Origin of the sequence: Type-D symbiont of Plautia stali (assembly GCF_001485335.1) — a bacterium.
Taxonomy (GTDB): domain Bacteria; phylum Pseudomonadota; class Gammaproteobacteria; order Enterobacterales; family Enterobacteriaceae; genus Pantoea; species Pantoea vagans_C.
On record NZ_BBOC01000045.1, the window covers coordinates 1 to 20,128 of the forward strand.

Here is a 20,128-nt window from a genome sequence, read left to right on the forward strand (position 1 = left end):
CCCCAGCCAGCTCATCAGCTTCAATGCGCGTTGTCAAAAAGGGCACATTGTCTGAGGCTATGACGCCTCTGCTGCCCCCTTAGGGTTTATCCGCAGCGCTGAGACTTTTACGTTGGGCCAGGAGCCCCACGCGGGTAGGCGTGGGGCGGTTCGCGGCCGACCATGGATGGTCATCCGCGAACGGTCCGTCCGGCACGACGTGGAAGTCGAAGGTACCGCTTTAGCGGCGCGAGGACGGCCCAGAGGGGGCAGTAGTGGTGGCAGAGCCCGCACAGAAAAGAAAGGCCACTTATCAATAAGCAGCCTGAGTTCTTAACTGACGAGCATTAAGGCCTAAAGGCCTCCCCCTAAGCTTATTGCGCAGCAGCTTGCAGCCATGCCACAACCAGCGGTGACAAACGGTTTTGTAGCGCCGCACGTTCTGACTGGAACAGCGTCGCGACAAAGAACGGATGGTCGGTCAACTCTATACCGCGTACGTCACCGTCCAAATCCCACGAGATGATATTCAGGTTTTTGCTGGCCAGCGCAGCGCTGAATTCCGGATTCACGCCAAAATTGCAGTGATAGCCTTCGTCACTTTTTAATGCACCGTAGGCTTGCGCGATACGCGATCCCGGTTCGAAGGTCACCGTCCCGCGCTGTTCCACCAGCGAACAGGCCAGCGGCGCGATCACCCAGCGCCCCTCTTTGTCGGTTTCCGCGTGGGACGCATCTTCCCAACCCAACACATGGCGCGCGTACTCCACTATCGCATACTGAAAACCCCCGCAGGATCCGAGGAAAGGTTTGTGGTTTTCGCGTGCCCAGCGGATCGTGGCGAACACACCTTCATCATTAAGATAGGGGCTGCCTGGCACTACCCAAATGGCATCGTAATCGGCCAAATTGCGTTGCTCAATTTCAGGGGTGGCGATCCAGTCGGCGGTGACGTTGAGTGAAAGCGAATTTGCAGCGAGTTGAACAGCAGGAGGAATGGCTTGGTGTGCAACGGCATTGGCACGGTAATCGCCGATCAGGGCGACACGAACGGACTGCGTCATGATGACTTCCTTTCAGGGAAAAAACGAGGTTACAGCAAAGTTGAGTCGCTGTCTAAAAGGAGTTCGGCACGATTAATCAGGTTTTCGCATTCGCGCATTTAACTGGAAGCCTACATTTTATGCGGTTAAACCACGCTGTTAACGGTGATTTACTCGCCAGATGTCATCTACGCAAACGTTTACTTCTTTTACTGGTTTAATTAATTCGCAATTATGTGCGCAGGATCAACAAATTAGACTATTGGAAACTTCTGGCTGCACTTTACGCTCATTTATCAACCTATTGTGCTCAAATGTTAAGCTTGCATGGACGTAATGACGGTATAAATAATCATCTCTAGGGTTATGTTCTGCATAATACCATTTGAGCGGTTTATTTCAGGAAAATGATCCTTCAGATCTCCAGCCGACAGATTTATTCTGATATAATGCCACTCAGCAATATTTAACACTGATTTACAACTTCTTATAACGGCATTAACCCTACCTGTTACAAGTATTTCAGCGTGCAGAAAATGCTTGCCCTGATGGCCTGATTCAGCCAAATTAGGCGCCGTTTTTCCTTTCTAATAACAATGTTGCGCGGGATGACTCAGCCCGACGCAGACTTAATTCCTGTCGTAAAACAGGCTATGTATAAACTGAGGTACACGTGTCAACTGCAAACAAACACACTGACGAGGCCGTAAGCCTCAACGCCTTCAAGCAACCGAAAGCGTTTTATCTGATCTTCTCCATCGAACTGTGGGAGCGTTTTGGCTACTACGGTCTGCAAGCCATCATGGCCGTTTATCTGGTGAAACAACTGGGGATGACCGAAGCGGACTCCATCACCCTGTTCACCTCTTTCAGCGCCTTGGTTTACGGTATGGTCGCCATCGGCGGCTGGTTGGGCGATAAAGTGTTGGGTACCAAACGCGTGATCGTTCTCGGCGTCATCGTACTGGCATTAGGCTATTCGCTGATTGCCTTCTCCGGGCACGATACCGCCATGGTCTACGCGGGTATGGCGACCATCGCCGTCGGTAGCGGCCTGTTTAAAGCGAACCCATCGTCTTTACTCTCAACGTGCTATGAGAAAGATGACCCGCGTATCGACGGCGCTTTCACCATGTTCTATATGTCGATCAATATCGGTTCGCTGTTCTCCATGATGCTGACACCGTGGCTGGCTGCCCATTACGGCTGGGGCGCGGCCTTCTCGCTGTCGGTTGTTGGGCTGGTGATTACGCTGCTGAACTTCCTGTTCTGCCAGCGTCTGGTGAAAAACTACGGTTCTAAACCAGACTTCGCCCCGCTGAATGTCAGCAAGCTGCTGATGACGCTGGTTGCCGTGGTGGTCCTGATTGCTATCGCCGCCTGGCTGTTGCATCACCAGAGCATCGCGCGTATGGCGCTGGGCGTGATTGCCATCGGTATCGTGCTGGTGTTTGCCAAGGAAGCCTTTGCACTGAAAGGCGCCGCACGTCGTAAAATGATCGTCGCCTTCCTGTTGATGCTGGAAGCGATTGTCTTCTTCGTGTTGTACATGCAGATGCCAACCTCGCTGAACTTCTTTGCCATCCGCAACGTTGAACATGCGATTCTGGGTATCACCTTTGAGCCAGAGCAGTTCCAGGCGCTGAACCCGTTCTGGATCATGCTGGCGAGCCCGATTCTGGCTGCGGTTTATAACAAGCTGGGCGACAAACTGCCGATGCCGCACAAATTCGCGATTGGTATGGTGTTGTGTTCTGCCGCCTTCCTGGTGTTGCCGTTTGGCGCCAAATTCGCTAACGATGCTGGTATCGTTTCAGTTAACTGGTTAATCATCAGTTATGCGCTGCAGAGTATTGGCGAGTTGATGATTTCGGGTCTGGGTCTGGCGATGGTTGCACAGTTGGTACCACAGCGTCTGATGGGCTTCATCATGGGTTCATGGTTCCTGACCACCGCTGGCGCAGCAATGATTGCCGGTAAAGTGGCCAACCTGATGGCAGTACCGAATGATGTGACCGACCCACATGCCTCGCTGGCAGTGTATAGCCACGTGTTCCAGCAGATTGGTATCGCTACAGGCACTATCGCCATCCTGATGCTGATCACTGCGCCGCTGCTGAATCGCATGACGCAAAATGATGCTACTCAACCGGAACTGAAAAGCGCTAACGCCAATCAGTAATAAGGTTTGAGACCAGAAAGCCGGGCAAATGCCCGGCTTTTTAACATCCCCCGCCTTTTCTTCCCGCTTCTTTAACGTTTCCTGCTACCAAAGCTTCGCTTTTTATCTCATTAAACGCATGATGACGGCACCCTGTTAACCGAGCTGGTATCATCATGGATAGGTTTGAAGAGCTACAGATTTTTGTCGCGGTGATTCAGCAAGGTAGCCTGGCAGGCGCTGCACGCCTTCTTCAGCGATCTCCTCCGGTGATCACGCGCACCTTGAATGCCCTGGAATCACGCTTCAGTACCACACTGATTGAGCGTACCACCCGTCAGTTGGCACCCACTGAAGCCGGCTGGCAGCTGTTTGAACAGGCGCAACAGTTACTGAGTGATTATCAAAAGGCGCTGGATAGCGCGCACCACAGCGGATTACAGGGGCTGTTACGCATCACCGCGCCCGTTCCTTTTGGTCGCCTCCACGTGATGCCACTGGTGAATGCTTTTCTGCAGCAGCATCCGGAGATGCAAATCGAAGTGGTGCTCAGCGACAGCTATCAGGATCTGATTGAAAACGGGCTGGATATCGCCCTGCGCATTGGTGAGCTACAGGACTCATCAATGGTTGCGCGCCAGGTAGGGAACGTGCGTTCTACGCTAGTCGCCAGTCCCGATTATTTACAGCGGGCCGGTGTGCCCACTCATCCAGCTGAACTCCAGCAACATGCGCTGATCACCAGCCTGCGCCACACGCGAGAGTGGCGCTTCGCCCACGATCTCCGGGTGAGAATTTTCCCCCGTTTACGTGTTAATGATATTGCCAGCCAGCTGGAAACACTGCGCGGCGGCCAGGGCATCGGACGTTTGCTCTCCTATCAGGTACTGGATGACGTGCATGACGGAAAGCTGGTCCGTTTATTACCTGAGTGGGAACCCGCGCCCTTGCCGGTCCAACTGGTGGCGCAGCGCGTGAAGAATATGACACCCAAGGTCCGTCAATTTTGGGATTTTGCCCTTGAGCAGTTGCCTTCGCTTCCCTGCTTCACGGCAGAAAAGCGCAACCCAGACGGTAATTCCTGATCGCTGTCACTGGTAAAATTTTTTTGCAGATTTATGCTGTTTCGATCACTACAACACTCCAGGAGAAGCCATGATGAAACTCTATTGCAAGCCCGGTGCCTGTTCGCTGTCACCGCACATCGTTGCGCGTGAATGCGGGCTGGACTTTACGCAGGTGAATGTCGATCTGCAGAAGAAAGTCACCGAGTTGGGAGAAGATTACTGGCAGATTAACCCGAAAGGACAGGTTCCCGCGCTGCAGTTTGATGATGGTAGTTTGCTGACCGAAGGCGTGGCGATTGTGCAGTATCTGGCGGATCTCAAACCGGATCGTAATCTGCTGGCACCCACCGGTAGCCTGACACGCTATCACACGCTGGAATGGCTGAGTTTTGTCAGCAGTGAGCTGCACAAAACTTTCTCTCCACTGTTCCGTCCGGACACGCCAGAAGAGTACAAAGCAATTGTCCGTGCGCAGCTTGAGAAGAAATATCAGGCGGTGAATGCAGCGCTGGAAGATAAGCAGTGGCTGATGGGCCTGCGTTATACCGTTGCCGATGTGTATCTGTTCGTGGTGACACGCTGGGCAAAAGCCATCAAGCTGGATCTGAGTGGGCTGGATGCGCTGGAAGCGTGGTTTAACCGGGTCGCTGAACGTCCTGCAGTGCAGGCCGCGTTGAAAGCGGAAGGGCTGGTTTAAGCGCTCGCGTTTTGGTCGCCATCAATGGCGACCCTACACTACGTTCACATTGTCGATGTAGGGTGCGCATTCATGCGCACCGATATAAGCGCTCAAGTGGCTGTTATCAGCCCAAGGACGCCCTTACAGCTTTTCTGCCGCGAAATGCTGGGTTGGCTGGGCAATCGCATCCTGTGCCGCCACCAACTGTAATTCGTACTCACCCATCTCGTGGGTTTTCAGCATCACTTCATACACTGCCGCCGTCACGTGTTCCAGCGCATCCTGCAGTGATTTACCGTGCAGCAAGTCGACCAACAGCAGACCACTGGTGAGATCGCCCACACCGACCGGTTGGCGCACACCAAAATCCACCAGCGGGCGGCTGATGTGCCAGCACTCGTCAGCCGTCACCAGCAGCATTTCAAAGCGATCGCTGCGACGTCCAGCGCGTGCCAGATGTTTCACCAATACCACTTTCGGGCCTTGCGCGACCAATGCGCGAGCCGCCACCACCGCTTGCTCAACGTTGGCGATTTCATAGCCGCTGAGCATTTCAAGCTCCAGCAGATTTGGTGCGATGATATCGCTGGCGGGCATCGCCATCTTGCAGTGGAACTCCGCAACGCCTGGAGCAACGATACAGCCTTTTTCAGGATGCCCCATCACCGGATCGCAGAAGAACCAGGCATTCGGGTTGGCCGCTTTTACCTGGCGCACGATCTCTAAAATTTGCTCGCCTTGCTCCGCAGAACCTAAATAACCACTCAGCACCGCATCACAGGTCTTCAGGCGATCGATCGCCGCAATACCTTTGACGATCTCCGTCAGATGGGTAGCGGGCATCACGGTGCCGGTCCAGTGACCGTATTGCGTGTGATTCGAGAACTGAACCGTGTTCAACGGCCAAACGTTTGCGCCCATGCGACGCATTGGGAATTCGGCGGCGCTGTTACCAGCGTGGCCGTAAACCACATGAGACTGGATTGCGAGGATATTTTTCATTATTGCCCTGTACTGCCTTGCCATAAAAAAGGGCCGGAAACCGGCCGTCGAACCTTACTGCCAGTTTATCAGGCAGTAGTGTTTTTTACCGCGACGCAACAGCGTAAAGCGACCAAACAGTTTGTCACTCTCGCTGAAACGATACTCGGCATCAGATTGTTTTTCACCGTTCAGAGACACCGCGTTAGAGCCGATCATGGTGCGCGCCTGCCCGCGTGAAGGCACCAGTTCAGCGGCAACCAGCGCCTGCTGCAGATCGTCATCGGCGGTCAGATTGATCACCGGCATACCGTCCTGCGCTAACTGCTCGAAGTCCGCTTCGGTCATCTCACTCAGGCTGCCAGAGAACAGGCTTTCAGTAATGCGTTTCGCTGCTGTCAGACCCGCTTCGCCATGTACCAGACGCGTCACCTGCTCTGCCAACACATACTGGGCGCGTGGCGCTTTACCGCTGTTTTTATCTTCTTCTTCCAGCGCATTGATCTCTTCAATGCTCATGAAGGTGAAGAACTTCAGGAAGCGATAGACGTCAGAATCCGCGGTATTAATCCAGAACTGGTAGAACTTGTACGGGCTGGTTTTCTTGGCATCGAGCCAGACCGCGCCACCTTCGGTTTTACCGAACTTGGTGCCGTCTGATTTGGTGATCAGAGGAACCGTCAGGCCCCAGGCTTGCTGTTGATGCAGACGACGCGTTAAGTCGATACCCGAAGTGATGTTGCCCCACTGATCGGAACCGCCAATCTGCAGCACCACGTCATAACGCTTGTTCAGTTCTGCAAAATCGTAACCCTGCAGCAGGTTGTAAGAGAACTCAGTGTATGAGATCCCCTGATCTTCACGGTTCAGACGCTGTTTTACCGCTTCGCGGTTAATCATCTGGTTAACAGAGAAGTGTTTACCGATGTCGCGCAGGAAGGTCAGCACATTCATGCCGCCGAACCAGTCGTAGTTATTGGCCGCGATGGCGCTGTTATCACCGCAATCGAAGTTAAGGAAAGGCGCCACCTGGTGACGAATTTTCTCAACCCATTCGCCCACGGTATCGGTGGTGTTGAGTTTACGTTCTGCTGCTTTAAAGCTGGGATCGCCAATCAGACCGGTGGCACCACCCACCAGCGCGACCGGCTTGTGTCCGGCGTCCTGAAAACGTTTCAGGCAGAGCAGCGGCACCAGATGGCCCAAATGCAAGCTATCAGCGGTCGGATCGAAGCCGCAATACAGTGCAATTGGCCCTTGCGCCAGTCGCTCTGCTAACGCTTCCTCGTCCGTTACCTGGGCGACTAAGCCCCTTTCTTGCAATTGTTGTATCAGGTTACTGCTGGTCATCACTGACTCCAAATTGATCAGACTGCACCTAGGCTGGTACACAGCTTTCCGCTGAGATGCGGATACGAAAAAAAGAGGCGTATAGCATAAAGCGCTGACGCCAACTGCGCCAGCGTTGATAGGGGGTAAAACGCAGTTTTAAGGCGCTAAGCGGTCAATCGTCCAGCCATTGTCTTCACGTTGGTAGAGGAAGCGATCGTGCAGACGGTGTTCTCCCCCCTGCCAGAACTCCATAGTGTGAAATTTGACGCGGTATCCGCCCCAGAAACTGGGCAGCGGCACCTCACCTTGCTGGAACTTCTGCTTCAGTTCCAGGAACTTGCCCTCCAGCACACCGCGCGCCGAGATACGGCTCGACTGCTTTGAAACCCAGGCGCCAATCTGGCTGTCACGCGGGCGGCTGCTGAAGTATTTCAGCACTTCCAAGGGCGTCAGTTTCTCCACTTCTCCCAGCACCATCACCTGGCGCTCAAGATAGTGCCAAGGGAAGTGCAGCGAGATGCGAGGGTTATCCGCCAATTGCATCGCTTTACGGCTGCCGAGATTGGTGTAAAACACCATTCCCCGATCGTCATAGTGCTTGAGCAGCACAATGCGCTGATAGGGTTGCCCATTGCTGTCCACCGTGGCCACCGTCATGGCCGTAGGATCGGGCAACTGCGCATCACACGCCTGCTTTAACCACTGTTCAAACAGTGCCAGAGGCGTGTCTGGCAGATCATTACGTCGCAGCCCGCCGCGGGTGTACTCACGACGCAGATGGGCAATATTTTGCAAGCTGTCACTGTCGCTCATGCTGGTTCTCTTGGTTACTGGGCGGACGCATCCGCATGTTGCAATTCACAGTCATTAATCACGATTTTGTCATTACGCTCAACAAAAGCGCCGTTGCCTTTTGACCAGAAGACATAGGTCCCGTCACTGTATCGCGCCCCTGATGCTGACACGGTTTGTGTTAACGTCAGCGGCTTGCCATCCAGAATAAAGCTAACCTGCTGCTTTGGATTATCCAGCGTGACCGTCAGGGGCAAAGTGCCGCACTGATAACGTAACGTCTGAGGTGCCTGTTCCTGTTTGTGCAGCATACCGCAGCCACTCAACATCACCAGACTTCCCACTAAAATAACGATTTTTTTCATCTTTCACTCCTTAACGTGTTGGTCGGGTATTGGCGGGATAGATCGCGCCCAACACACTCATTTCCCGCGCACCCGTCACCGCAGGCAAATTGCCCGGCAGGCCCGATAATGTGCGATAGGCCAGCCAGGCAAACGCCAGCGCTTCCATATCATCACCGCGTATACCCGCCGCATCGGTGGTACCCACTTCCGTACCGGGCAGATGCGCAGCCAGACGCGCCATCAGCAACGGATTTCGTCCGCCTCCCCCGCACACCAGTAGACGATCGCAGCCATCATTCAGTTGCACCTGCTGCGCGATAGTAGTCGCGGTCAGTTCACTGAGTGTGGCTTGCACATCCTGGGGTGCCAGCGCAGGGAAACGCTGCAGTTGCCGTTCGACCCAACCGAGGTTGAAGTATTCGCGACCGGTGCTTTTTGGCGGCGGCAGGGCAAACCAGGGATCATTTAACATCTCTTCCAACAGTGCGGGAACCACCTGTCCACTGCGCGCCCAATCCGCATCTTTATCGTAGGCTAACCCTTTGTGGCGCCAAATCCAGGCATCAATCAGCATATTACCCGGCCCGGTATCGAATCCGCGCACCGGCTGACCGGGAATCAGTAAGGATAAATTGGCGATGCCCCCAATATTCAATACCATACGCCGCTCAACGCTATCCATTAACAGTGCCTGATGGAAAGCAGGCACCAAGGGTGCGCCCTGCCCACCTAACGCCATATCACGGCGACGGAAATCACCAATCACCGTGACACCTGTTGCAGCGGCTATCTGATTGCTATCGCCGATTTGCAGCGTATTGGGTGCGTCACTTTGTGGTTCGTGCCACACCGTTTGGCCGTGGCAACCAATCGCCATAATGTCACTGGCCTCCAGCGACTCTTGCTGCATCAGGGTTAATACCGCTTCAGCAAACAGCTTGCCCAAGCGGGTATCGAGTTGCCCAAGCTGGGACAAGGTGAGTGACTGGCCCTGACAAATCGCCAACACCTGCTGGCGGATCTCTTGCGGCATCGGGTGGCAATAGCTGGCCTGTTGCGCGACCATGTGCTGATCAATAGCCGCCAGCACCACATCCACGCCATCGAGGCTGGTGCCGGACATCACGCCGATATAGCGTCCTGATTTCATAGCGGTTCCTTACCCACACGCGAGTCTGTGATTCATCTTTGTTTAGCCTGGCAAAATAACGCGGCTAATTCTATGATAAAATTCCGCTTTTCAACTTCGCGACACACTCCTGTTCAGCGCTAAAATATTTTCAGCACGAAATTGAATTTTTGTTGAGGGGCAATGGTCTATCCTCTGCTTCAGCCGCGTAATATTTGGACATAGAGTCAATTGCCAGCTTTCTGTCTTATACTCTTGCAGTAGAGGACGAGAACATGGCGTTTTTTTGCATTAAGGAGCTTTCTGATGATTAAGCGTTTTGTAGCCGTGGCACTCACCGGCCTGACGCTGGCAGGTTGTGTCAGCAACGATACCCTTTCCGGTGATGTGTATAGCGCCAGCGAAGCCAAACAAGTACAAAGTGTTTCTTACGGCACCCTGGTATCGGTTCGCCCGGTGAAAATCCAGGGCGGCGACGAGAATAACGTGATTGGTGCGATCGGCGGTGCCGTACTGGGTGGTTTCCTTGGTAACACCATTGGCGGCGGCACCGGTCGTAGCCTGGCAACCGCCGGCGGCGCGGTACTCGGCGGCGTTGCAGGTCAAGGCGTTCAGGGTGCGATGAACAAATCTGATGGCGTTGAGCTGGAAATCCGTAAAGATGATGGCAACACCATCATGGTGGTGCAGAAGCAGGCCGCAAGCCGCTATTCCGTGGGCCAGCGTGTCGTGATGGCTTCCAATGGCAGCCAGGTGACCGTTTCACCACGCTAAGCGAACAGATAAAAAAAACCGACGCCAGCGCGCGGTTTTTTTATTTCTCCCGGTTTTGTAACTCGAGTAATATTTTTTTCCAGTCGAGCAATCAGCGTTACCATCTGATTGATCTCCTCCAGGCTGATGCCGGAGAGGATGTCATCCCGTGTGGCATCAATCACGCTCTCGACCTGTTCGATAATCGGTTCAGCCTGCTTGGTCAGCTTAATGCGCTTGGCACGACGATCGTTGGCGCAAGTTGCACGGGTGATTAACCCTTTATCTTCGAGCTGATCCAGCGTGCGCACCAATGAAGGCTGCTCAATGCCGATGGCCTTCGCCAGTTGGATCTGTGACTGCTCTGGCGGGAGTTGATGAATATTGTGTAACGTCACCCAATGCGTTTGTGTTAACTCAAGCGGCTTCAAACGCTGGTCGATCAAGGCACGCCAAATGCGTACCAGGCGAGACAGGTCTGTTCCGAGGGGCGTATCCATTTCATCTCCTTATAATTAGCTTGCTAGCTATCAAGCCAGATTTTACACTATTCTGCGAGTTTACAGGACAAATTACAAATCTCAGGCCAGACGGCACGCTCTCTTCTACGCTTCTTTGAGAGAGAACCTGGGACAAAGAAGGATGATGACACGTGTCCATAACCGCACTTTCCGCCACCGCTCCGCTTACCGACCTGGTTTTCGGTGCTTCGCTGTTCTTTCCGCCGCTGTTCAAAGCTGTGCTGTTGGGTTTCTTCTTCTGGTTACTGATTCACCCATTGCTACGCGGCTGGATTTACTCCGGCGACATCTGGCATCCCACCTTGATGGATCTTTCCCTATTCGTTTTGTGCGTCACTGGCGCACTGTGGATACTGAGCCTCGGATAAATCACCATGAAATTCAACCCTTTTAAATACTTTTCCACCCTGGTGGTGTTTGCCCTGGCCCTGATTGCCGGTTGGTGGATGTGGAATTACTACATGCAGTCCCCCTGGACGCGTGATGGCAAAGTGCGCGCGGAACTGGTGGATATCACCCCGGAAGTGTCTGGCCGCATCATTGAACTCGCCGTCCGCGATAACCAGTTTGTGCACAAAGGTGACACCTTACTGAAGATCGATCCCGTGCCATGGCAAATTGCGCTGGATAATGCCGACGCGCAGTTGGCTAAGGCACAATCTGACCTGGCCAAAGCCCAGCATGAGGCCAATCGTCGAGCAAGCCTGCCGCGTAACGTCATCTCCGCAGAGGATATGGATGCTGCGCGACTGACGGCCAACGCCGCGGCAGCCACCACCAAAGCAGCCCAGGCCAGTCTCGATCAGGCGCGTTGGAATCTGCAACAAACCACCATCACTGCACCTACCGACGGGTGGATCAGTAATCTCACACTGCGCCCAGGCAATTACGCCACGGCAGGCACACCGCTGTTCGCTATGGTAGATAGTCACTCTTATTACGTGATGGGTTACTTCGAAGAGACCAAGTTGCGCCATATCCAACCGGGTGCGCAAGCGGACATTGTGCTTTACAGCAATGGCACAAGGTTGCAGGGTAAAGTGGAGAGTATTGGCCGGGCGATTTATGATCAGAGCGTCTCGACCGATAGCGGACTGGTCCCCGATATCAAGCCCAACGTGCCTTGGGTACGTCTGGCACAGCGCGTACCGGTGCGGATTCGCTTAGACGCCATTCCCGATGACGTGCCGCTGGTAGCGGGCACCACTTGCACCATATCGATTGCGCACTGAGGTCAGGATGAATTTGCAGTGGCTGGCCTGGCAAAACCTCCCGTGGATTAAGGCAACCGGCGGCGAATGGCGCTATGCCTTACGCAATGCCATCGCCATGTGTCTGGCGCTGACTATCGCCTATGCCCTTCAACTCGACGAGCCTTACTGGGCCATGACCTCGGCCGCGGTTGTCAGCTTTCCCACGGTGGGAGGCGCCATCAGCAAAAGTTTGGGGCGCATTGTCGGCAGTCTGCTCGGCGCTACGGCCGCCCTGCTGATTGCGGGCCATACCTTAAACGAGCCCTGGCTGTTTGCCTTCTTTATGGCCGGTTGGCTGGCTTTCTGTACCTGGATTGCCAACCACTATCAAAATAACGTCGCCTACGCTTTTTCTCTTGCCGGGTACACCGCCGCCATTATTGCCTTCAGTAGCGTGAATATCACTGACGTCACTCAGCTGTGGGATATCACCCAGGCGCGGGTGTGCGAGGTGATTTCGGGCATTCTTTGCGCCGGGCTGATGATGATGATTTTGCCCAGCACCTCCGATGGCAACACCTTAATGACCTCGCTACGTCAGATGCATGCACGTCTGCTCGACCACGCGGTGCTGCTGTTACAAGAGAGCAGTACTGACAATGTGCGTACCGCGCATGAGAATGTCATTAGCCAGATTCTCACCATGAACCTGCTGCGTATTCAGGCGTTCTGGAGCCACTACCGCTATCGACGCCAAAACAATGTGCTCAATTATGTTCTGCATCAGCAGTTGCGTCTTACCAGCGTGCTCTCCAGCCTGCGCCGCATGCTGCTTAACTGGCCCGATGCTCCGCCAGAACTGTATAACGCCATTCAGCAGTTGTTGCATGAGTTGGCACTGCCTCAGTGCGACAAGTATCGCCTGGCGCTAATTTTACGCAGCATTACCCCTGAAGCGACGGGCGACTTTCGTCAGCGTGCGTTTGTACAGCGTCTGCGCTATTTCTGCTGGGTCTATCTCAACGTCAATCGCTGGATTCGACTGATAGAACGCGCCGATGCCGATACCCGTTTTCAACCACCTTATGCCCCCTCGCTAGCCCGCGAGAGTGACAGTGCTGAGGCCGGCTGGAGCGCGTTGCGCACCTTCAGCGTGATCATGCTGGGCTGCGCCTTCTGGATTGGCACCCAATGGGATGCTGGTGCCGCGGCATTAACGCTCACCGCCATTGCCTGCGTGCTCTACTCCTCTGCGCCCTCACCCAGCGGCAGCGTGTCGTTGTTACTCAAAACCTTGTTATGGCTGTCGCTGTTTAGTTTTTTGCTGCAGTTTGGTCTGATGGTGCAAATCAGCGCCTTATGGCAATTCCTGCTGGTGCTGTTTCCACTGCTGATCACCTTGCAACTTTTCAAATTGCAGCAGAAAAAACGCGCCGGAATGTGGGGCCAGTTTATTGTCTTCATGGGGTCTTTTATTGCGGTAACGAACCCGCCGGACTGGGATTACCAAAGCTTCCTCAACGATAACCTGGCAAAAGTGTGCGGCGTCATGCTGGCGTGGATGGCCTTCCAGGTGTTGCGCCCGAGTTCGGATGCTCGTCGCAGCCGTCGCCATATCCGCGCGTTACGTCATGCCTTTCTCGACCAACTGCGTCGACATCCGCGATTAAGTGAAAGTCATTTTGAATCGCAGATTTATCATCACATCAGCCAGTTGAGCAATAGCCGGGATGAACAGGCACGTGTCTGGCTGCTGCGCTGGGGCGTGGTGTTGCTCAACTGTTCCCATATCGTCTGGCAACTGCGTGAATGGCAGCCCGCCTCCGCCACGCTGGCCCAGGTGCGAGACAGCAGTTTGCAAGATCTGCAACGGATTATGAGCCTGCGCGGGGTGCGTCACACCTCCTTGCAGGCCACACTGGATGAGCTGGAAGCCATGATTTCGCAACTGCAAACACAGCCAGACAGTGAAGCCAACACCCTCGCCGGGATTTTATGGCGCTTGCGCTGCTCTCTGGCTCAGTTAAGCCAGGCGGTACCGGATTGATTACTGACAGTATTGCGTCATCTGACGATCAAAATCGTCCTGCAGCTGCTGCAAGGTTTTGTGCCCCTCAAAACGGGTTTTGTCCTGATCGGTCATCGGTTCAATCACCAGCGCTTTTTCTTCAGATGAGTAGATAAAGCGGCGATTGAGGGTGGTGCCGGTGAAACTTTTGCCTTGAATACCGCCACAGACGGTGGTCAAGGCACGGTGGAAGGTTTCAGTGTGGGTGAAGTTGGTTTCGGTGGCGCTGCGCAAGACGTTCTGGCAGCCTTTGGCCTCCAACTGCTCCAGGGTGCGCGGCGTCAACCATTCTCTTCCACGGGCGATGCTCTCACAGCTGCCACGCAATGGATTGGTGTCAATGGTACGCTGTAACTGCCGACTGGCGTCCAACCTCAGCTGTGTCTCATTAGGTTGGTCACACCCTGCCAGCAAAAAACATAACAGCAAAATCCCACGCGTTTTCATTCCAGCCCCTGAGCGGTTTTATTCCTGAATCAACATCATAGGATGGATAAGGCACAGAGTGTAGCGGGAAAGTGGTGCAGAATTTTTCGTGAAGAAGAGTGAAAGGCGACAGGTTATCTGTCGCCTGGCGATTAAATCACACCACAGGCAAAACGCGCACCGCCGCCGCCCAATGGTTGCGGATGATCGGCATGGTTATCCCCCCCTACATGCACCATCAACGCTTTGCCTTTAATTTCACTGAGCGTTTTAATGCGCGGGGCGACCACCGGATAATCTGCCTTGCCATCATCGGTAACGAATATAGCGGGCAGATCACCTAAATGCCCGTCAGCGTAAGGCCCCAGATGTTTCCCGCTGTTCTGTGGATCAAAATGCCCCCCTGCGGCTCCTGCAGCAACGGCTTTTCCTTCAATCGTTGCCGGTTCACAACTGCCTTTGGCATGGACGTGGAAACCATGTATACCCGGTTTGAGTCCGGTTAACGCGGGCGCGAACTGCAGGCCATACGGGGTTTCACTGATTGTCACCTTGCCAATCGCCGCGCCAATACCTTGCGCGGTCACTTCATGCAGCGTGACCTCTTCAGAAGCGGCCTGCGCTGCCGTAGCACAGGCCAGTGCCATTGCGGCAATGAGGATTTTCTTCATAACGTCTCCTTACGGTTAGGATGCCCAGTAATCCTAAACCGGAATGCTCCGGGCTGCCGTAATTTGACTTAGTTTTACGTTTCAGGGCACATCAGAACCGATGGCCGCTTTGCGTAGGCGGAACCACTGCTGACGATCCAACGTCAGATTGCAGGCACCCACCGCGTCTGCAACACGCGTGGCTTTACCTGAACCGATGATCGGCAGTGGACGGCTTGGTAGCTTCATCACCCACGCATACACCACCTGCTCAATGCTGGTGGCGTCCGTTTCGCGCTTCACCTGCTCGAGTTCGTCGCGCAGCGGTTGATAAAGGGGATCATTAAACAGTCGGCCGCCGCCGAGGCATGACCACGCCATCGGACGCATGCGCTGCTGCTGACACTGGTCAAGCGTGCCATCAAGAATGCTGGATTGTTCCAGCGGAGAGATCTCAAGCTGATTGGTCACCAGGCTAAACGGCAGGCGCGATTGCAACAGCGTGAACTGCGAAGCGGTGAAATTAGACACACCAAAATGACGCACTTTGCCGCTCTGATGCAGATCCATAAAGGCTTCAGCAATTTCATCCGCGTCCATCAACGGATCAGGACGATGAATCAGCAGCAGGTCCAGATAATCGGTGTTGAAATGCTGCAGCGAGTTTTCAGCGCTGTGCAGTATATGGCTGGCTTCAGTGATGTAGTGCCCAATTTTGTGCTCTGGTTTGGCGCGAGTGGCAATACCGCATTTGGTCACGATCTGCAGTTTTTCACGCAGTCCCGGCGCCAGACGCAGTGCGGCACCAAATGCCGCCTCACAGCCGTAATCACCATAAATATCGGCGTGATCGACAGTAGTGATACCCAATGACAGGTGATGTTCAATAAAGCCTACCACCTGTTGCGGTGTCATCCCCCACTCCAACAGGCGCCAGTAGCCGACAATCAGCGGCGAAAACAGGGGGCCCTGTGGGGCGATAGTTTGCTGTTGTAACATCGATACACTCCCTTAAATACGAATCCGGATCGTCAGGTCGGGAGTATAACGGAAAGACCAATCGTCGTTTTCTTAAAACAGCGACGGTTGTTCCGGATCATGATTTTCATCCACTTTTTGCTGGCGATGTAGACGCAACCAGCGCTGACGGCATAGACGCAACACATCGCGTTTCTCAGCATCCGTGAACTTCATCCAGTTAAAACGCTCCTCACGGCTACGCAGGCAACCGCGGCAATAGCCCCGCGCATCGCTTTGGCAAATTCCGCGGCAGGGGCTGGGAACCGGAAAGAACTCTAATTGCTCGGCCACATCTACTCCAGTGTTAACCACACACGCCTTATTGATAACAGCTTAGTCACATTGTGCAAAGTGCAAACGCCATTTGTCGACATTTCAATCGAATCCTCTGGCGGTAATGGATATTTACCAATGATCGCTGCACGTAAACCTTTAGATCAGTAGTGTTTAGTGAACGTTAAGGTTTTCCTCATATTGAATTCATACGATTGTCACATTCCATTTTGCTATTGAGTTTTCATGAAATTCCCGAACAAGCCACAGTGCCATGCCAGTCGCTTTAATCTGATTGCCGCCCTGTTCTTTACTTTCGTTCTCAACGCCCTGTTTCTGCTGCGGGCCTGGGAGATCATCCCTTATGATCGCCTGCATGATTATCTGTTCGCGGCCAGTATTCCTGTAGTGCTAGCATCTGCTTTCTATTTAATATTCTCGCTGCTGGCGTGGCCCTATGTTCGCAAGCCATTACTGATCGCTTTAGTGCTGGTCAGTGCTGCGGCCAATTACTTCATGCACAGCTTCGGCACGGTGATCGACACCAACATGATTGAAAACGTGTTTGAGTCCGATGCACAAGAGGCCGGGGCCCTGATCAGCAGCAGTTATGTGGTGTGGATGGTGTTGATGGGACTCGTGCCCGTCGCGGCGATCTGTCTGGTGCGGATTAAAACGGGACAGCGCTGGTGGTGGAGCCTGTTGCAACGTCTTGCGGGTGCGCTGGGCGCCATCTTGCTTATCCTGTTGATGGCGGTGCTGTTCTATAAAGACTACGCCTCACTGATCCGCAACAATAAAGGGCTGGTGAAAATGATCACCCCGGCTAACATTGTCAGCGGCACCGGTCACTACGTCGACCAGCGCTATCTGCAAGGCAGCCAGGCACTGGTGAAATTGGGCCAGGATGCGAAGAAAGGCCCGCTGATCGCACAAGCCCAGAAGAAAACGCTGGTGGTGTTGGTGGTGGGCGAAACCGGCCGTGCAGAGAATTTCTCACTGGGCGGCTACGCGCGCGAAACCAACCCAGAACTGAAAAAACAGCAGGTTATCTACTATCCTGATGCCAGCTCCTGCGGTACCGAGACCGCGATTTCAGTGCCTTGCATGTTCTCAAATATGCCGCGCGAACACTACGATGCCAATCTGGCGCATCATCAGGAAGGCGTGCTGGATATCCTTGCCCACGCCGGTGTCAGCGTGCTGTGGCGTGAAAACGACGGTGGCTGTAAAGGTGCCTGCGACCGCGTCCCGCACACCGATATGACACAGTGGAAATTGCCGCAATATTGCCACGACGGTTTCTGCCTGGATGATGTGCTGCTGCACCGTTTCGATAATTACGTAGACAGCCTGCATAACGACGGCATCATTGTGTTGCATCAAATGGGCAGCCATGGTCCGGCCTATTTCCAGCGCTATCCAGCGGCATTCCGACGTTTCACGCCAACCTGCGACAGTAATCAGATTCAGGATTGCGATCATCAGGCGCTGGTCAACACCTATGACAATTCGCTGCTGTACACCGACGATATGGTGAGTCGCACGATTGATAAACTCAAAGCCTTAAGCGATCGCTTCAACGTGGCGTTGGTGTATCTCTCCGATCACGGTGAATCCCTTGGCGAGCACGGCATGTATCTGCACGGCGCACCTTATCTGTTTGCTCCTTCACAACAGACGCACATTCCCTTGCTGATGTGGATGTCACCGGGTTACGCCGCGGCCTATCATATTGATGAGTCATGTTTACGCCAGCAGGCTGCGAGTGAAAAAGTGTCGCAAGATAATCTTTTCCATACGGTTTTAGGCATGTTCAACGTCCAGACAAGCGAGTATCAACCGCAGTTGGATATGATCAGATCGTGCCAACATGTTGGATAAGGTTTGCATTAGACCGACCGGTCTAATAACCTGCTGCCCATGAACAAGACTGTGCAACGCAACGAAACCCGTGAACATCTGCTCGCTACTGGCGAGCAGGTTTGCCTGCAACGCGGTTTTACCGGAATGGGCCTGAGCGAGATGCTGGCGCTGGCGGAAGTGCCGAAAGGATCGTTTTATCACTACTTCCGCTCAAAAGAAGCTTTCGGTGTCGCGCTGCTGGAGCGCTATTTCGTTAACTATCTGCAGCAGGTTGAGCAGCAACTGAATCAGCCCGGTATCCCCGCGCGTGAACGACTGCTCAATCACTTCCGCTATGGCGAAACCTTGTTCGTCGAACAGGGCCATATCGTCGGCTGCCTTGGCGTGAAGTTATCAGCAGAAGTGTGCGACCTCTCTGAGCCGATGCGTGATGCGCTGCAACATGGCGCAACCGCGATGATTGCGGCTTATGCGCGCTGTTTGACCGAAGTCGCAGCTGAACAGGCTCTACCTTTCGGGCAAACGCCGCAGCAACTGGCGCAACGTTGCTATTTGCTGTGGCTCGGTGCCAGTCTACAGAGCAAAATTTCCCGTGAGCCAGGCCCGATTAGCCTGGCACTCGAAACCATCGAACAGTGGCTAACTGGCTACTGATTTTTAAAAACCGTAGTTTCTAGACGACCGGTCTACTTACAGGAGTCATCATGGCGAGTAAACAGCTGTTCTCCCCGCTTAAAGTAGGTGCGATTACCGTACCTAACCGCGTATTTATGGCCCCGCTGACGCGTCTGCGCAGCATTGAGCCGGGCGATATTCCGACCCCGCTGATGGCTGAGTACTACCAGCAGCGTGCCAGCGCCGGTTTAATCATCACCGAAGCCACGCAAATTTCTTTCCAGGCGAAAGGCTACGCAGGCGCACCAGGTCTGCATACGCAACAACAAATTGCCGCGTGGAAAGTGGTCAACGAGAGCATTCATGCTGCCCATGGTCACAGTGCCGTACAGTTGTGGCATACCGGCCGTATTTCGCATAACAGCGTACAACCAGAAGGCAAAGCGCCGGTTGCCCCTTCCGCACTGGCAGCCGGTACCCGCACCTCACTGCGCGCTGCAGATGGTAGCGTCTATCGTGAAGATACTTCCCTGCCGCGTGAACTGAGCGTGGCGGAGATTCAGCAGATCGTAAAAGACTTTGGCCAGGCCGCGTCCAACGCGCGTGAAGCCGACTTCGATTTGCTGGAGCTGCACTCTGCGCACGGTTATTTGATGCACCAGTTCCTGGCGCCGGGTTCTAACCAGCGCACCGATGAATATGGCGGTTCCATCGAGAAGCGCGGCCGTTTCGCCTTAGAAGTGGTCGATGCGGCAATTGCCAACTGGTCTGCCGATCGTATCGGTATTCGCGTGTCACCGATTGGCGCGTTCCAGAATCTGGAAAACGGCCCGGATGAAGAAGAAGCGGCGCTGTGGTATATCGCGGAACTGGGTAAACGCGGCCTCGCGTATTTGCACCTTTCTGAGCCAGACTGGGCCGGTGGTCAGCCCTACAGCGACGCCTTCCGTGAGAAAGTGCGAGCGATCTTCCCTGGCGTGATCATTGGTGCCGGTGCGTATACCGTTGAGAAAGCGGATGACCTGATTGCTCGCGGCCTGATCGATGCCGTGGCCTTTGGTCGCGATTTTATCGCTAACCCTGATTTGGTGGCTCGCCTGCAACAAGACGCCCCGCTGAATCCGCAGCGTCCGGAGAGTTTCTACGGTGGCGGCGCAGAAGGCTACACTGATTATCCAACCCTGTAAGAATCAAGCTGCCGCACCGGATGTGCGGCAGTGCTGTTTCTTCAGG

Annotated in this window: 21 protein-coding genes; 10 read left to right on the forward strand and 11 right to left on the reverse strand. The window is 54.1% G+C overall.

Going from position 1 to position 20,128, the window contains the following annotated elements; genetic code table 11:
* Nucleotides 1-353 precede the first annotated feature (353 nt).
* Nucleotides 354-1,043, reverse strand: a complete 690-nt coding sequence (locus PSSD_RS15015) for a CTP synthase C-terminal region-related (seleno)protein (protein WP_058972773.1) — start codon at nt 1,041-1,043, stop codon at nt 354-356.
* A 652-nt stretch (nt 1,044-1,695) separates the two neighbouring features.
* Here PSSD_RS15015 and dtpA point away from each other — a divergent pair.
* The 3 genes from dtpA to gstA all read left to right on the forward strand — a co-directional run bounded on the left by dtpA (nt 1,696) and on the right by gstA (nt 4,947).
* Nucleotides 1,696-3,204 carry a dipeptide/tripeptide permease DtpA gene (dtpA, locus tag PSSD_RS15020; RefSeq protein ID WP_058972774.1) on the forward strand — a complete coding sequence of 503 codons (1,509 nt, stop codon included), beginning with the start codon at nt 1,696-1,698 and terminating at the stop codon, nt 3,202-3,204.
* 155 nt (nt 3,205-3,359) lie between these two features.
* Nucleotides 3,360-4,268 (forward strand): LysR family transcriptional regulator, encoded by a 909-nt coding sequence (locus PSSD_RS15025; RefSeq protein WP_058972775.1) that lies wholly within the window; start codon nt 3,360-3,362, stop codon nt 4,266-4,268.
* Nucleotides 4,269-4,341: 73 nt separating this feature from the next.
* Nucleotides 4,342-4,947, forward strand: a complete 606-nt coding sequence (gene gstA / locus PSSD_RS15030; RefSeq protein WP_201023820.1) for a glutathione transferase GstA — start codon at nt 4,342-4,344, stop codon at nt 4,945-4,947.
* Between the two features lie 123 nt (nt 4,948-5,070).
* Here gstA and pdxY read toward each other — a convergent pair whose 3' ends face one another.
* From pdxY to anmK, 5 genes are all read right to left on the reverse strand, one after another.
* On the reverse strand, nt 5,071-5,931 hold the full coding sequence (pdxY, locus tag PSSD_RS15035; RefSeq protein WP_058972777.1) for a pyridoxal kinase PdxY: 861 nt from the start codon (nt 5,929-5,931) through the stop codon (nt 5,071-5,073).
* Nucleotides 5,932-5,985: 54 nt separating this feature from the next.
* Nucleotides 5,986-7,260 carry a tyrosine--tRNA ligase gene (gene tyrS / locus PSSD_RS15040; protein WP_039334182.1) on the reverse strand — a complete coding sequence of 425 codons (1,275 nt, stop codon included), beginning with the start codon at nt 7,258-7,260 and terminating at the stop codon, nt 5,986-5,988.
* 138 nt (nt 7,261-7,398) lie between these two features.
* Nucleotides 7,399-8,055, reverse strand: a complete 657-nt coding sequence (pdxH, locus tag PSSD_RS15045) for a pyridoxamine 5'-phosphate oxidase (protein WP_058972778.1) — start codon at nt 8,053-8,055, stop codon at nt 7,399-7,401.
* A gap of 14 nt (nt 8,056-8,069) precedes the next feature.
* Nucleotides 8,070-8,399, reverse strand: a complete 330-nt coding sequence (locus PSSD_RS15050) for an MliC family protein (protein ID WP_039334186.1) — start codon at nt 8,397-8,399, stop codon at nt 8,070-8,072.
* Nucleotides 8,400-8,409: 10 nt separating this feature from the next.
* A complete protein-coding gene (anmK, locus tag PSSD_RS15055) occupies nt 8,410-9,531 on the reverse strand; it encodes an anhydro-N-acetylmuramic acid kinase (RefSeq protein ID WP_058972779.1) in 1,122 nt (373 codons plus the stop codon).
* 285 nt (nt 9,532-9,816) lie between these two features.
* On the opposite strand from anmK, the gene slyB reads away from it, so the two are divergent.
* Nucleotides 9,817-10,284, forward strand: a complete 468-nt coding sequence (gene slyB, locus PSSD_RS15060; RefSeq protein WP_058972780.1) for an outer membrane lipoprotein SlyB — start codon at nt 9,817-9,819, stop codon at nt 10,282-10,284.
* Here slyB and slyA read toward each other — a convergent pair.
* Nucleotides 10,281-10,763: a transcriptional regulator SlyA gene (slyA, locus tag PSSD_RS15065; protein WP_167347680.1), complete on the reverse strand. Its 483-nt coding sequence runs from the start codon at nt 10,761-10,763 to the stop codon at nt 10,281-10,283. The genes slyB and slyA overlap by 4 nt on opposite strands.
* Before the next feature lie 152 nt (nt 10,764-10,915).
* On the opposite strand from slyA, the gene PSSD_RS15070 reads away from it, so the two are divergent.
* From PSSD_RS15070 to PSSD_RS15080, 3 genes are read left to right on the forward strand one after another with little or no spacing between them, the layout of a single operon-like run.
* Nucleotides 10,916-11,152 carry a DUF1656 domain-containing protein gene (locus PSSD_RS15070; RefSeq protein ID WP_039334194.1) on the forward strand — a complete coding sequence of 79 codons (237 nt, stop codon included), beginning with the start codon at nt 10,916-10,918 and terminating at the stop codon, nt 11,150-11,152.
* Nucleotides 11,153-11,158: 6 nt separating this feature from the next.
* Nucleotides 11,159-12,016, forward strand: coding sequence for an efflux RND transporter periplasmic adaptor subunit (locus PSSD_RS15075; RefSeq protein WP_039334196.1), 858 nt, complete (start codon nt 11,159-11,161; stop codon nt 12,014-12,016).
* A 7-nt stretch (nt 12,017-12,023) separates the two neighbouring features.
* Nucleotides 12,024-14,024: an FUSC family protein gene (locus PSSD_RS15080; protein ID WP_058972781.1), complete on the forward strand. Its 2,001-nt coding sequence runs from the start codon at nt 12,024-12,026 to the stop codon at nt 14,022-14,024.
* On the opposite strand, the gene PSSD_RS15085 is transcribed toward PSSD_RS15080, so the two are convergent.
* The 4 genes from PSSD_RS15085 to PSSD_RS15100 form a co-directional block, all read right to left on the reverse strand.
* Nucleotides 14,025-14,492, reverse strand: coding sequence for a hypothetical protein (locus tag PSSD_RS15085; protein ID WP_058972782.1), 468 nt, complete (start codon nt 14,490-14,492; stop codon nt 14,025-14,027).
* A gap of 131 nt (nt 14,493-14,623) precedes the next feature.
* Entirely contained in the window at nt 14,624-15,142 is a 519-nt protein-coding gene (gene sodC, locus PSSD_RS15090; protein WP_058972783.1) for a superoxide dismutase family protein, read from the reverse strand.
* Between the two features lie 81 nt (nt 15,143-15,223).
* Complete coding sequence (locus PSSD_RS15095; RefSeq protein ID WP_058972784.1) at nt 15,224-16,120, reverse strand: aldo/keto reductase; 897 nt, start codon at nt 16,118-16,120, stop codon at nt 15,224-15,226.
* A gap of 72 nt (nt 16,121-16,192) precedes the next feature.
* Entirely contained in the window at nt 16,193-16,432 is a 240-nt protein-coding gene (locus tag PSSD_RS15100) for a DUF1289 domain-containing protein (protein ID WP_039335816.1), read from the reverse strand.
* 228 nt (nt 16,433-16,660) lie between these two features.
* Here PSSD_RS15100 and eptA point away from each other — a divergent pair, with 228 nt between their 5' ends.
* Genes eptA through PSSD_RS15115 form a run of 3 tightly spaced genes read left to right on the forward strand, consistent with a single transcriptional unit; the run spans nt 16,661 to nt 20,082 of the window.
* A complete protein-coding gene (gene eptA / locus PSSD_RS15105) occupies nt 16,661-18,298 on the forward strand; it encodes a phosphoethanolamine transferase EptA (protein WP_058972785.1) in 1,638 nt (545 codons plus the stop codon).
* 39 nt (nt 18,299-18,337) lie between these two features.
* Nucleotides 18,338-18,934 carry a TetR/AcrR family transcriptional regulator gene (locus PSSD_RS15110; protein WP_039335812.1) on the forward strand — a complete coding sequence of 199 codons (597 nt, stop codon included), beginning with the start codon at nt 18,338-18,340 and terminating at the stop codon, nt 18,932-18,934.
* 50 nt (nt 18,935-18,984) lie between these two features.
* Nucleotides 18,985-20,082, forward strand: coding sequence for an alkene reductase (locus tag PSSD_RS15115; protein WP_039335810.1), 1,098 nt, complete (start codon nt 18,985-18,987; stop codon nt 20,080-20,082).
* Nucleotides 20,083-20,128: the final 46 nt, after the last annotated feature.